Below are 13,550 nucleotides of genomic sequence, written 5' to 3'. Positions count from 1 at the left end.
GTTTAACTTCCGATTTGAATGTCTTCATTGCAGAAGACGATTCTCCATAGAAAGGAGGTGATCCAGCCGCACCTTCCGATACGGCTACCTTGTTACGACTTCACCCCAATCATCTACCCCACCTTCGGCGGCTGGCTCCCTTGCGGGTTACCCCACCGACTTCGGGTGTTGTAAACTCTCGTGGTGTGACGGGCGGTGTGTACAAGACCCGGGAACGTATTCACCGCGGCATGCTGATCCGCGATTACTAGCAATTCCGACTTCATGCAGGCGAGTTGCAGCCTGCAATCCGAACTGAGACCGGCTTTGATGGGATTGGCTTCACCTCGCGGCTTCGCTTCCCGTTGTACCGGCCATTGTAGTACGTGTGTAGCCCAGGTCATAAGGGGCATGATGATTTGACGTCATCCCCACCTTCCTCCGGTTTGTCACCGGCAGTCACTCTAGAGTGCCCAACATTACTTGCTGGCAACTAAAGTTAAGGGTTGCGCTCGTTGCGGGACTTAACCCAACATCTCACGACACGAGCTGACGACAACCATGCACCACCTGTCTCCTCTGTCCCGAAGGCCGCCACTATCTCTAGTGGATTCAGAGGGATGTCAAGACCTGGTAAGGTTCTTCGCGTTGCTTCGAATTAAACCACATACTCCACTGCTTGTGCGGGTCCCCGTCAATTCCTTTGAGTTTCAGTCTTGCGACCGTACTCCCCAGGCGGAGTGCTTACTGTGTTAACTTCGGCACCAAGGGTATCGAAACCCCTAACACCTAGCACTCATCGTTTACGGCGTGGACTACCAGGGTATCTAATCCTGTTTGCTCCCCACGCTTTCGCGCCTCAGCGTCAGTTACAGCCCAGAAAGTCGCCTTCGCCACTGGTGTTCCTCCACATATCTACGCATTTCACCGCTACACGTGGAATTCCACTTTCCTCTTCTGTACTCAAGTCACCCAGTTTCCAGTGCGACCTCAGGTTGAGCCCAAGGTTTAAACACCAGACTTAAATGACCGCCTGCGCGCGCTTTACGCCCAATAATTCCGGACAACGCTTGCCCCCTACGTATTACCGCGGCTGCTGGCACGTAGTTAGCCGGGGCTTTCTTCTCAGGTACCGTCACTCCGATAGCAGTTACTCTACCGGACGTTCTTCCCTGGCAACAGAGCTTTACGATCCGAAAACCTTCATCACTCACGCGGCGTTGCTCCGTCAGACTTTCGTCCATTGCGGAAGATTCCCTACTGCTGCCTCCCGTAGGAGTCTGGGCCGTGTCTCAGTCCCAGTGTGGCCGTTCACCCTCTCAGGTCGGCTACGCATCGTCGCCTTGGTGGGCCGTTACCCCACCAACTAGCTAATGCGCCGCAGGCCCATCCCTCAGTGACAGATTGCTCCGTCTTTCATTCTTTCTTCAGGAGAAAAAAGAAATTATCCGGTATTAGCTACCGTTTCCGGTAGTTATCCCAGTCTAAGGGGCAGGTTGCCTACGTGTTACTCACCCGTCCGCCGCTAAGTTATCTTGAAAGCAAGCTTTCAAAATGACTCCGCTCGACTTGCATGTATTAGGCACGCCGCCAGCGTTCGTCCTGAGCCAGGATCAAACTCTCCAATTAGTATTGAAAAGAGCGATATGCTCATTTTGAAACATCTGACGAGAAAATTAATTCTCTAGTTTTGGATTTCACTTTCGTGATTTCCTACTCACTCGTTGTTCAGTTTTCAAAGATCAAGTTCTCGTTGGCGCCGTTTAATGTCTCAGCAGCAACTCTTATACTATATCATGTTCAGCCGTTTAATGTCAAGCTCTTTTTTTACTTCTTTTTCGAGCTCGGCATGTGTGTTTCTCGGCCAGAAATAGAATATATCATGTATAGAGATTCATTGCAACACTTTTTTTTAATATAATCTATAAATAAGAGACTGTGCTATCAATCACCCTTTATATATTGGTGTATACCTGTTAGCACAGTCTCATTTATGCAGTCTCTTAATACTTCCTTCTCTAAGCAATGATCTCCTGAATATACAATTCTCGCTCCAACATTAGGTTAACAATCGTACCCTCTACCTTAATCATAGGACGTGTTGGATTAGCACGGTCAGTAAATATGATCTCTCCATGACGTCCATCGCTCAGACGTATTCTGGTTCCATTAAACAAATCGGTACTCTTCTGTATAAAGGTCTGTACAACGACTGGGTCGAGCTTACCGAAGCTTTCTGTCATTATCTGCTCTAACACTAAATAAGGAGACTGTGCTTTTCTATAGGCCCTTTCTAGGGTCATAGCATGGAATATATCTGCTACCGCAACTACTTTAGCGTAAAAATGAATCTGGCTACCTTCTAGCTTAAGTGGGTAACCAGACCCGTCAACCTTCTCATGATGCTGCAATGCTGTTAGTCTTACCCCTTCATTAATCGCTGTAACATTACGCAACAATTGATAGCCATATGTAGTATGTCTGCGAACCTCTTCTATTTCAGCACTATTAAGTGACTCCGGCTTATGTAAAAGAGAACTATCTACTTTTGCGTTTCCAATGTCATGTAGTAATCCAGCAAAAGCGATCTGCATCCAATCCTTTTGCGGATACCCGCACCACTGAGCGATCTTATATGATGTTAACGCGGACAGCACGGCATTGTGATAGTTGTAATCCTCGTCTTTTAGCGTACGTGGAGAAAACTTCAACACATGATAATCCTTCAAATGACTAATTAGTAACTCTAATTGACTCCGCAACTCAAAAATAGGAAGTGAAGCTGCCGTTACCGAACGATAGCTAGTCCTAATAAGTGCGATCATTTTTTCATATTCATCATGTAGTGGGGAATTGTTCTTGATCAGCATCGATTGATTTATAATCGCTCCAGCTTTAAGTGCTGTCTGCTTGGCGTTTTTTTTGACAGCATCAGAGTTGGCCTCTCCCTGAACACCTTCGATCTCCACTTGCCCAACCAAAAAAGCTTCTAAAATTTCTAGATCACGGGGGAGTAGTATTTTTCCCTTGGTGAACAAAATCCCCCCCAAAGGTGTAATTACATCTTTGGTTATCTTTGAGCCCGCTTTAATTTCTCCAGCCAATACACTTGGCATATACTCAGCCCCTTAATTTCTATAACAATAAGCTCAGGATTACCGAAATCTAATATGACAGATAATTTCTGAGAAAATAGTACTTTATATACTGATTTATACTCTATCGGCTAATTATAGTACGGATAAAAGGAAGCGACTAGTGAAATGAAAACTATTCTTATAAAAATCCTCATTACATTTCATTAAATAACTAGCTATTAATTAATCACAGCAAAAAGAGCAAGGGTCTCTGTAATAGAAGCCCTTGCTCTTTATTGAATATAACCTACTCTAAGTTATCTTCTTGATCCTCAGCGATTGTTTCCGGTTGATCAATATCACCAGATTCATCTACTGTTACTTGTTCCTCGAGGCCTTCCATATCTTCAGACAATTCGTCCTCTTCGTTCTTATCTGCTCTGCACAGAGTAGCCACAGCATCATCCTCGCGGATGTTAATTAGCTTAACCCCTTGCGCATAACGACCCATAGTAGAGATTCCATCCATGCTGGTACGAATCAAGGTACCGCTTGTAGTAATGATCATTAAGTCTTCATCGTTCTTAACGACTTTTAGACCAACTACAGGGCCATTCTTCTCAGTGAGATTAATGGTCTTGATTCCTTTACCACCACGAGTCTGGGATCGATAGTCACCGGCTGGTGTCCGTTTACCATAACCCTTGCTAGTAACAATCAGAACCTCAAGCTCCTTATCGACACAATCCATACCGATGACATGGTCATTACTATCAAGCGTAATGCCCTTCACGCCTGTCGCGCTACGCCCCATAGAACGAACATCATTCTCTGAGAACGTAATCGACATTCCGCGAGCTGTACCGATAATAAGATTTTGCTGTCCATCTGTCAGCTTAACCTCAATTAGAGAATCCTCTTCACGAAGGTTAATAGCGATAAGTCCGCCTTTGCGGATGTTATTGTAATCCTCAAGTGGCGTCTTCTTCACGATACCTTCGCGGGTAGCAAAGAACAAGTACTTGTCACTATCGGTCTCTTCCACTTGGATTACGGCACTAATCTTCTCACCTTGTTCAATTTGAATCAGGTTGATGATTGGTGTCCCACGTGCAGTACGTCCCAGCTCTGGGATCTCATAAGCTTTAATCCGGTACACCTTACCCTTATCGGTAAAGAACATCAGATAGTTATGAGAGTTACTCACGAAGAGATGCTCCACAAAGTCCTGGTCCTTGGTGTCCATCCCCATGACTCCGCGCCCTCCACGCTTCTGACTGCGGTAGGTGCTGACAGGTAGACGTTTGATGTATCCCGTGTGTGTAATAGTGATAACAACCTCTTCACGCGGAATAAGGTCTTCATCCAGGATACTTTCTTCACCAACGGTAATCTCTGTCCGGCGTTCATCAGAATATCTATCACGAATATCCTGCAGCTCGTTACTGATGATTTCCAGTACAAGATGCTCATTCGCCAAAATTTCACGGTACTCTGCAATTTTAGCTAGCAATTCGTTATATTCATTCTCGATCTTTTCTCTTTCCAGACCGGTCAGACGCTGCATCCGCATGTCGAGGATCGCTTGAGCCTGCTCTACACTGAGGCTAAAGGTGCTCATTAATCCCTCGCGGGCTATATCCGTTGTCCGAGAAGCGCGAATTAACGCAATCACTTCATCCAGATGATCCAGCGCAATACGCAGACCTTCTAAGATATGAGCGCGTGCTTCAGCTTTTTTAAGATCAAATATAGTACGACGACGAATAACTTCAATCTGGTGCTGCAAATAATGATAGAGCACATCACGCAGATTAAGAATTTTCGGCTCGTTGTTCACGATGGCCAGCATGTTAATACCAAATGTAGATTGCATAGAAGTATGTTTATATAGATTGTTCAACACAACATTTGGATTCACATCACGTCTCATCTCAACAACTACACGCATACCGTTACGGTCAGACTCATCTCGAAGATCCGTTATACCCTCGATCCGTTTCTCACGTACTAATTCTGCGATTTTCTCAACCAGTCTCGCCTTATTCACCTGATACGGCAGCTCATGTACAATGATGCGAGCCTTACCGTTATTCTCTTCAATCGTTGCCTTTGCACGCATGGTCACTGAACCACGCCCCGTACGATAAGCCTGACGAATACCCTCACGACCCAAAATATATCCAGCCGTTGGGAAATCTGGGCCTTGGATATACTCCATCAATTCCATAGGGGTGATATCAGGATTCTTAATCATCGCCTGCACACCATCGATAACTTCACCTAGGTTATGCGGTGGAATATTAGTAGCCATACCTACAGCTATACCAGATACCCCATTAACGAGCAGGTTCGGATAGCGAGCTGGTAATACAACTGGCTCATTCTCTTCACCATCATAGTTGGGTGCGAAATCAACTGTTTCTTTGTTCAAATCTCGAAGCATTTCGCCTGCAATCTTGGAAAGACGAGCTTCTGTATAACGCATCGCTGCAGCCATATCACCATCAATCGAACCAAAGTTCCCGTGACCGTCCACAAGCATATAGCGCATAGAGAAATCCTGAGCCATCCGTACCATTGTTTCATAGACGGCTGAGTCACCGTGAGGGTGGTACTTACCGATAACCTCACCGACGATTCTTGCCGATTTCTTATGAGGCTTATCCGCAGACATTCCAAGTTCCGACATCGCAAACAAAATGCGTCGGTGAACCGGCTTGAGTCCGTCCCGCACATCTGGCAAAGCCCGGCTAACAATGATGCTCATTGCGTAATCCATAAAGGATTCACGCATTTCCACGCCAATGTCCCGATCTTTGACTTGTGGGTTATTTTGTTCAGCCATGAGTTGCTGGACCTCCTTCAGTTAAAAAACCGCTACCCTTAATTATATTACTTTCACAAAAGTAGCACAATTAAACATGATAGCCTTTTATCTTCTAATATTGATTTCTTTTGCGCTGATTAGGGTATTCGCCCTTTCCGCAAATGTCTTTAGTACATAGACTGTAAAGACAAGAAACACGGTTTTATTATCCTAGTATCGTTCGATAAGGCATAACCCCATATCCTTATATTATACCATTGTTTAGGTAGCTTGTCCTGATTTTCAGCTGCCAAAGATTATGCTTCCACAGCAAGTTTTGTACAAGGGAATTCAAAAGAGCAAACGCTGCACAAAATTGTTAAGGAGGAAGATAATGAAGATTCAACGAGTCCCAAGTAAATGGGCTAAAACAAAAGTTATCCTTCAAAATCAATCTCTATCTCTATATGTGCCTGATACTCGTAAATATGATTTAAGTGTTCTTAAAGAAATGCTTGCGTTATATGCCATGGTCTATATAAAACCTGATCGCGGAAGCTTTGGTATTGGTGTAATGAGAGCTGAGCAGCGTACGGTGATTTTAAGTCCTAGCCAGCAGAAGACTGAAATGACTGTCACCGCCAATAACGAGGAGAGAGAACAGCAAGAAGCGCAGGTCCTATATATTTTAAGATATGCAAAGACTGCAGAAGTTTTCTTCTCCCCCGAAGAGCTGCATGAGGCCTTACAGAAACGAATTCAGAACCGTACCTACCTCGTCCAAAAAGGAATTGATCTCCTGCGTCATCAAGATCGTCCCTTCGACCTTCGAGTTCTTGCCCAAAAGACTCCATCAGGTGCATGGGAAACAACAGGAATGCTCGGAAGAGTAGCTGCCCCTCAGAAAATCGTCACCAATTATCATAGTGGAGGTAGTATTCTGTCAGTAAATACATTATTAAAAAATCATATGAACCCTTCTGAAACACTCTCCACGATTAATCAATTAAAATCTTTAGGCGTACAAATTGCAGGCCAATTGGAAACCACCTATCCAGGAATTAAAGAAATTGGTCTGGATATTGCCATGGATCAGCATATGGATATGTGGCTGCTTGAGGTCAACACGCTTCCATCCATTGTTGTTTTCAAGTTATTTCCTGATAAATCTATCTATCGTAGAATACACCGCTATGCTGTAGCATATGGACGTGTAAAAGCTAGAAAATCCCCATATACTACCCGCAATAGGCAATATACTAAAGCCTAAAAAATCAGCTCTGAAACCAAAAAAACCTCCAGCATTCTCATTCCGTTAGGAACAGAAGCCAGAGGTTTTTATGCTTGAATGTAATTCTTACACATCAAGGTATCTGACGCTCTTCGCATGCTCATGGATAAAGTCACGTCTTGGTTCAACATTATCGCCCATCAGCGTATCAAAGATACTATCAGCAAGCATCGCATCTTCAATCGTTACTTGTAGCATCATACGAGCCTCAGGATCCATCGTCGTGTCCCACAGCTGGGTAGCATTCATTTCACCCAAACCTTTGTAGCGCTGAACATTGACCTTAACATTCTCTCCAAAAGAGGCGATAATCTCATCGCGTTCCTTCTCGCTACCTGCATAACGGATCACTTTGTTGCGTTCTATCTTGAACAATGGCGGTTGTGCGATATAGATATAACCTGCATCTACTAGCTTCCGCATGTAACGGTAGAAGAATGTTAACAACAGAGTTCTAATATGAGCTCCATCGACGTCGGCATCCGTCATAATAACGACTTTATGGTAACGAGCCTTCGATAAGTCAAAATCATCACTGATTCCTGTACCAAGAGCAGTAATAATAGCCCGGATCTCGGCGTTGGATAAAATACGGTCTAAGCGTGCCTTTTCTACGTTTAGAATCTTACCACGCAGCGGTAGAATCGCTTGGAAATGACGATCCCGGCCCTGCTTGGCCGATCCACCCGCAGAGTCACCTTCGACGATATACAGTTCGCTGATAGACGCATCCTTGGATGAACAGTCCGCAAGTTTACCAGGTAGTGCACTGACTTCAAGCGCACTCTTACGGCGGGTTAACTCACGAGCCTTACGAGCAGCTTCTCGTGCACGTGAAGCTGAAAGCGACTTCTCAAGGACACGGCGTGATACTGCCGGATTCTCTTCCAGGAATTCCTGCAACTTCTCTCCGAACAGTGATTCTACTATTCCACGAACTTCACTATTTCCGAGCTTAGTCTTCGTTTGACCTTCGAACTGAGGCTCTGGAATTTTGACAGAAATAATGGCTGTCAATCCTTCACGCACGTCGTCGCCAGTCAGATTTGAATTACCATCCTTCAGCACACCCGCTTTACGGGCGTAATCGTTGATAATACGTGTTAAAGCACTTTTGAAGCCGGATTCATGCGTTCCGCCCTCATGGGTATTAATATTATTCGCAAAAGAGTAGATGTTCTCTGTATACGAATCATTATATTGGAGAGCTACTTCAACCTGAATCATATCCCGTGAGCCTTCCACGTAGATTGGTTCCTCGTGCAGCGCTTCTTTTTTCTCATTCAGATATTTCACATATTCAACGATACCACCCTCATATTTGAACACGTTGGTGACATCGGTCCGCTCATCATGCAGTGAAAGCTCAATTCCTTTGTTAAGAAAAGCTAGCTCCCGAATACGAGTAAGCAGTGTCGCATATTCAAAGACCGTGGTTTCAGTAAAGATTTCAGGGTCCGGATGAAAAGTTGTAGTCGTACCTGTCTCTTCCGTATCTCCAACAACTTTGATCTCATACTGTGGTGCACCACGTCTGTATTCCTGCTGATAAATATGCCCATCACGCTTAACATTAACAACAACCTTCTCAGACAAGGCATTTACTACGGAGATACCCACACCGTGTAAGCCGCCTGATACTTTATATCCGCCGCCGCCGAATTTACCGCCTGCATGCAGTACTGTCATTACAACTTCAAGCGTCGACTTTTTAAGTTTTTCATTTTCACCTACAGGTATGCCACGTCCATTATCGATAACAGTAATCCCGTTATCCTCATGAATAATCACTTGAATCCGGTCACAATAACCTGCTAGGGCTTCATCGATACTATTATCTACGACCTCCCACACCAAGTGATGGAGACCTTTAGAACTAGTGGAACCAATATACATGCCCGGACGTTTCCGGACAGCTTCTAGCCCTTCCAGTACCTGAATCTGGCTCTCATCATATGTCGGTTGATTCATTGACATGCCTTCACCTACTTCTTTCAGATTATCTCTTTGTTACTAAACGCAAGTTATATTTCGAGCAAAATTTTGGCTCTTTTTTTGAGAGTGGAGGAGGAAATGGGGGAGTAATACACGATATTTTTAGTTACGACAATAGATTTTGCTTCCTCTTCACCAATCCGCTCAAGCTTCTTGTCCTGCTCAGAGTGAATGACGAATTGCTTAGACACCTTGGAAGATTTCTCAATCGAAATATCAAATATTGCAATTAACTCCGAAGAGCGAATAATCTTCTCCCCGCCCAAATGAATATACATGATCTTCCTCCGCTCTTTATAACTCCACTTTTCCATCATGAACATGATATAGGCTGGCGCCCTTTAATTTATCGGCATTCAGACCCTCAATCCCGGTAGCGGTAATGAATGTCTGTACCTTGCTTTGAAAGGTTTCAATAAGCTGGGTCTGTCGGTAAGGATCAAGCTCGGATAAAACATCATCAAGAAGCAGCACAGGATATTCTCCGATTTCTTCATGGATCAGCTCGATTTCCGCCAGCTTGAGCGATAAAGCCGTTGTACGCTGCTGTCCCTGAGAACCGTAGACCTGAGCTTCCCTTCCGTTGATAAAAAAGGACAGGTCATCCCGATGGGGACCCGTCAGCGTCATGCCGCGCCTGATTTCTTGTTCTCTCGTTTGTGATAACTTTAACATAAAATTGTCTAATAAGACAGCTTCATCTTCCTCATCCCGATCGCCGAAAGAGGGGACATAGAGCAATTTCAGTTCTTCTCCGCCGTTCGTAATCCCCCGGTGTATGCTTTCAGCCCATATTTGCAGCTTCTTTATGAATTGTTTCCTTTTTTTTACGATTTTAACACCGTGCTCCACAAGTTGAGCATCCCAGATTTCCAAAAGGTCTTTTCCCGCTGCCTCTTTCCCCCACAACTGCTTCAGCAAATTGCCCCTTTGTAAGAGAATCTTTTGATACTGCTGGAGGTGAAATAGATAACTGGGCTGGACTTGGCCAATCTCCATATCGAGAAAACGCCGTCTGATGCCAGGTGTCCCTTTGACTATCTCTAAATCTTCCGGTGCAAACATGACCACATTGAGTGATCCCACAAACTCACTAAGACGTCGTTGTTCTAGACCGTTAATCTTAGCTTTTTTACCTTTGGCAGATAGGGTGAGCTCTAGCTTGAGATCGCCGTACTTACGTTCTACCTCGGCAATGATCTGAGCAGCGTCTCCAGGGGCATCGAATGAGATAAGTTCGCGATCCTTCGAGGTGCGGTGGCTTTTGGTCATCGCCAGGACGAACAATGCCTCCATGAGGTTTGTTTTGCCTTGGGCGTTCTGACCCAGAATCAGATTCACATCGCCCAAGCTCTCCAGACGCAGCAGCCCGTAATTCCGATAATGCTGCAGACCGATATTTTTAACAAACACGAAATGGTTCCTCCCCTAGCCTACTCCTCTTTGACTCCTCCGCCTTCAACCTGAAATGTGCCGTTATCCTGCACTTCAATTTGATCACCCGGATAAAGTTTTCTTCCACGCCGTTCCTCTACTTCTCCGTTAACAAGTACATGTCCTTCTTGCAGCAAAGCTTTGGCCATTCCACCTGTGGATACACAATCAGAAAGTTTCAGGAATTGATCCAGCTTAATATATCCACTGTGGATAAGTATTTTTTTCATGGTTTTTATCCTTTCAGCCACTTATCCACATGTTCATGAATGTTGGCATTAATTTGTTGTACGGTAAGGCAAAATAATATACAAGCTATTGGTTTGATCGAGCGGCTTCAAAATGATCGGACTCATCATTCCTGTAAATGCTATTACAAGCTGCTCACTCTCAATAACTTTTAGGACATCGAGCATATATTTGGAGTTGAAAGATATTTTGAGCGGTTCACCTTTGAAATCAATGACTTCAAGTTCTTCACGAACTTTACCAAGCTCAGAAGAGCTAGAAGAAATTTCAATACCACCTTGCTCAAGCGTCTGCATGCGCACAATATTGGTTTTTTCTTCGCGGGACAGCAAATAAGCACGATCAATCGATTCGCTTAATTTTTTTGTATCCAAAGTTAGTTCTGTTTTGTAGGTTGTTGGAATAATTCTAGAAGTATCCGGATAAATTCCATCAAGGATCCGTGAATAGAACAGTACTTTGTCGATTTTAAAGAGAACTTGATTGTCCGCAACCACAATATCAACGAGCATATTTTGATCAGGAATAATCTTGCTTAGCTCATTAAGAGTTTTACCGGCGATTACGATATTTGCAAATTGGACATTCTCCGTACCTTCTAGTTTTGCTGCTCTTGTAGCTAAGCGGTGGCGGTCTGTCGCTGTAAACTTAAACTCATTATCAGCCAGATTCCACAGTATACCTGTTAAAATCGGAGTTGTCTCTTGGGTAGAAATAGAAAAAGCGGTTTGTTTAATCATATTTTTCAGCAAATCACCTGGCAGGGAGATAGTATCGTTCTCCTCAATACTCGGTAGCACCGGGAATTCTTCAGGGTCTAAACCTACGATCTGAATCTCAGTGGATCCAGAAGAAATATACGTTTGGAATCCTTCTTTAACTTCCATGTGAATCTCTTTGGAGGGCAGCTTCTTAATAATCTCGACGAAAAATTTAGCGGGAAGAACAACACTTCCTGGCTGATCTATCTTCACGATCGTATGGCTGTCATTCTCTGCTGGAATAAACGATTGAATCGAAATATCGGTGTCGCTTGCAGTTAATGTGACGCCTTGATGGCTAACTTCCAGCTTAATACCGGTCAGAATAGGGATGGTTGTTCTACTGGATATAGCTTTGGATACGTGTTGAATGGATTCGTTGAGTTCATTTTTAAGAATGCTTATTTTCATGATTTCACTCCTAGCTGAAAAATTGGGAATTTCGTTGTATTGGTAGCTCTTTATTACGCGTCTTTACATGATGAATTATTATAGTTATTTAATAGTATTAGTAGTAGGGGCGTCTAATATGTGGATAACCCTATCAAATAGCATAAAATTAAGCCTACCCACATGTGTATAGATTGTGTATAGGCTCTTTGTTCCTCTTAGGAAGGATTTTTAATTTTCTCCGCAAGATTATTTACCACTTTGTACAACTCCTGATCGACCTTTAATGACTGTGTAATTTTATCATGCGCATGAATTACGGTCGTATGGTCACGTCCTCCGAATGCCTCACCAATCTTAGGGAGCGAATAATCGGTTAGTTCACGGGAGAGATACATTGCGATTTGACGTGGAAAAGCTACGGCTTTCGTACGTTTTCGCGCTTTGAAGTCTTCAAGGCGTAAATTGTAGTATTCACCGACTTTTTGCTGAATATCAGCGATGGTAATCATCTTAGGCCGGCTGGAAGGAATAATATCCTTGAGTGCTTCAGCTGCCAAATGAGTAGTTACATCCTGGTTAGTTAGCGAAGAGTAAGCAACAACCCGGATTAATGCACCCTCCAGCTCACGAATATTGGTGTCAATCTGGTTAGCAATATACATCATGGCCTCATTAGGGATATCAAGGTTCTCTGCCTTCGCCTTTTTGCGCAAAATCGCAATTCGGGTTTCTAGATCGGGTGGTTGAATATCCGTAATCAAGCCCCACTCGAACCGGGAACGTAGCCGTTCTTCCAGTGTGGGAATTTCCTTTGGCGGTCGGTCGCTGGAGATGATAATTTGCTTGCGTTCTTCGTGGAGCGCATTGAACGTATGAAAAAACTCCTCCTGCGTGGACTCTTTTCCAGCGAGGAATTGAATATCGTCAATAAGCAAAATGTCAACGTTACGATACTTATTGCGGAAGCTTTCACCGCGGTTATCACGGATTGAATTGATAAATTCATTCGTGAATTTCTCAGATGAGATGTAAATAACCTTGTTATTCGGGTTATGTTCTAGAACATAGTGCCCAATGGCATGCATTAAATGGGTTTTGCCCAGACCTACACCACCATATAAAAACAAGGGATTGTATGCTTTGGCCGGCGCTTCGGCTACTGCCAGTGAGGCTGCATGCGCAAAACGGTTGCCGGAGCCGATTACAAAAGTGTCAAAAGTGTACTTGGGATTGAGTAGATGCGTTTGCGCTTCTTCTCGTGATACTACGGGAGTGGGAGCGGATTGTTGAACCACAAGCTCAGGCGGCTTGCTTTCTTCAATCACGAATTTTACATCCACTTGTTTCCCAGTGACTTCGTAGACCGTTGCTCCTACTAGTTTGGTGTAGCGACTTTCCAGCCATTCTACTGCGAACGTTGTAGGTGCCGAGATAATGAGAACCTGGGAGTTGAAGGTTATCGCTTTAGTAGCCTTAAACCAGGTATCAAAGCTCGGCTTGCTTAATTTGGTTTGAATAATCGATAAAATTTGCTGCCATAATTCGGAAGTATGGCTGTCCAC

Annotated in this window: 9 protein-coding genes and 1 rRNA gene; 1 reads left to right on the top strand and 9 read right to left on the bottom strand. The window is 44.1% G+C overall.

The features are described from left to right. Window positions 1-50: 50 nt before the first annotated feature. The 3 genes from NST34_RS00050 to gyrA all read right to left on the bottom strand — a co-directional run bounded on the left by NST34_RS00050 (window position 51) and on the right by gyrA (window position 5,904). Window positions 51-1,608: ribosomal RNA gene (locus NST34_RS00050) — 16S ribosomal RNA — on the bottom strand. 389 nt (window positions 1,609-1,997) lie between these two features. Then, entirely contained in the window at window positions 1,998-3,095 is a 1,098-nt protein-coding gene (locus NST34_RS00045) for an HD-GYP domain-containing protein (protein WP_076298109.1), read from the bottom strand. Between the two features lie 268 nt (window positions 3,096-3,363). Then, complete coding sequence (gyrA, locus tag NST34_RS00040) at window positions 3,364-5,904, bottom strand: DNA gyrase subunit A (RefSeq protein WP_042183783.1); 2,541 nt, start codon at window positions 5,902-5,904, stop codon at window positions 3,364-3,366. A 355-nt stretch (window positions 5,905-6,259) separates the two neighbouring features. Here gyrA and NST34_RS00035 point away from each other — a divergent pair, with 355 nt between their 5' ends. Then, window positions 6,260-7,135, top strand: a complete 876-nt coding sequence (locus tag NST34_RS00035) for a YheC/YheD family protein (RefSeq protein ID WP_341126915.1) — start codon at window positions 6,260-6,262, stop codon at window positions 7,133-7,135. Between the two features lie 87 nt (window positions 7,136-7,222). Here the strand turns inward: NST34_RS00035 and gyrB are convergent, their stop codons facing one another. From gyrB to dnaA, 6 genes are all read right to left on the bottom strand, one after another. Continuing rightward, window positions 7,223-9,133, bottom strand: coding sequence for a DNA topoisomerase (ATP-hydrolyzing) subunit B (gene gyrB, locus NST34_RS00030; RefSeq protein ID WP_042183779.1), 1,911 nt, complete (start codon window positions 9,131-9,133; stop codon window positions 7,223-7,225). Window positions 9,134-9,180: 47 nt separating this feature from the next. Next, entirely contained in the window at window positions 9,181-9,429 is a 249-nt protein-coding gene (gene remB, locus NST34_RS00025) for an extracellular matrix regulator RemB (RefSeq protein ID WP_036677731.1), read from the bottom strand. A 16-nt stretch (window positions 9,430-9,445) separates the two neighbouring features. After that, window positions 9,446-10,564 (bottom strand): DNA replication/repair protein RecF, encoded by a 1,119-nt coding sequence (gene recF, locus NST34_RS00020; protein WP_042123050.1) that lies wholly within the window; start codon window positions 10,562-10,564, stop codon window positions 9,446-9,448. A gap of 20 nt (window positions 10,565-10,584) precedes the next feature. Next, complete coding sequence (yaaA, locus tag NST34_RS00015; protein ID WP_042123047.1) at window positions 10,585-10,815, bottom strand: S4 domain-containing protein YaaA; 231 nt, start codon at window positions 10,813-10,815, stop codon at window positions 10,585-10,587. A gap of 48 nt (window positions 10,816-10,863) precedes the next feature. Continuing rightward, entirely contained in the window at window positions 10,864-12,006 is a 1,143-nt protein-coding gene (gene dnaN / locus NST34_RS00010; RefSeq protein ID WP_339244164.1) for a DNA polymerase III subunit beta, read from the bottom strand. 197 nt (window positions 12,007-12,203) lie between these two features. Beyond that, the gene (dnaA, locus tag NST34_RS00005; RefSeq protein WP_042183777.1) at window positions 12,204-13,550 is read right to left on the bottom strand and encodes a chromosomal replication initiator protein DnaA; all 1,347 of its coding nucleotides are present in this window, start codon (window positions 13,548-13,550) and stop codon (window positions 12,204-12,206) included.

Origin of the sequence: Paenibacillus sp. FSL H7-0714 (assembly GCF_038003765.1) — a bacterium.
In the GTDB taxonomy this organism is placed as follows: Bacteria; Bacillota; Bacilli; order Paenibacillales; family Paenibacillaceae; genus Paenibacillus_AQ.
This window is presented reverse-complemented; position numbering and strand designations above follow the sequence as displayed.

Coding starts and splice junctions, on each gene's coding strand:
- remB (WP_036677731.1), bottom strand. CDS start 9,429: ATGTATATTCATTTGGGCGGGGAGAAGATTATTCGCTCTTCGGAGTTA.
- dnaN (WP_339244164.1), bottom strand. CDS start 12,006: ATGAAAATAAGCATTCTTAAAAATGAACTCAACGAATCCATTCAACAC.
- NST34_RS00045 (WP_076298109.1), bottom strand. CDS start 3,095: ATGCCAAGTGTATTGGCTGGAGAAATTAAAGCGGGCTCAAAGATAACC.
- gyrA (WP_042183783.1), bottom strand. CDS start 5,904: ATGGCTGAACAAAATAACCCACAAGTCAAAGATCGGGACATTGGCGTG.
- NST34_RS00035 (WP_341126915.1), top strand. CDS start 6,260: ATGAAGATTCAACGAGTCCCAAGTAAATGGGCTAAAACAAAAGTTATC.
- gyrB (WP_042183779.1), bottom strand. CDS start 9,133: ATGTCAATGAATCAACCGACATATGATGAGAGCCAGATTCAGGTACTG.
- yaaA (WP_042123047.1), bottom strand. CDS start 10,815: ATGAAAAAAATACTTATCCACAGTGGATATATTAAGCTGGATCAATTC.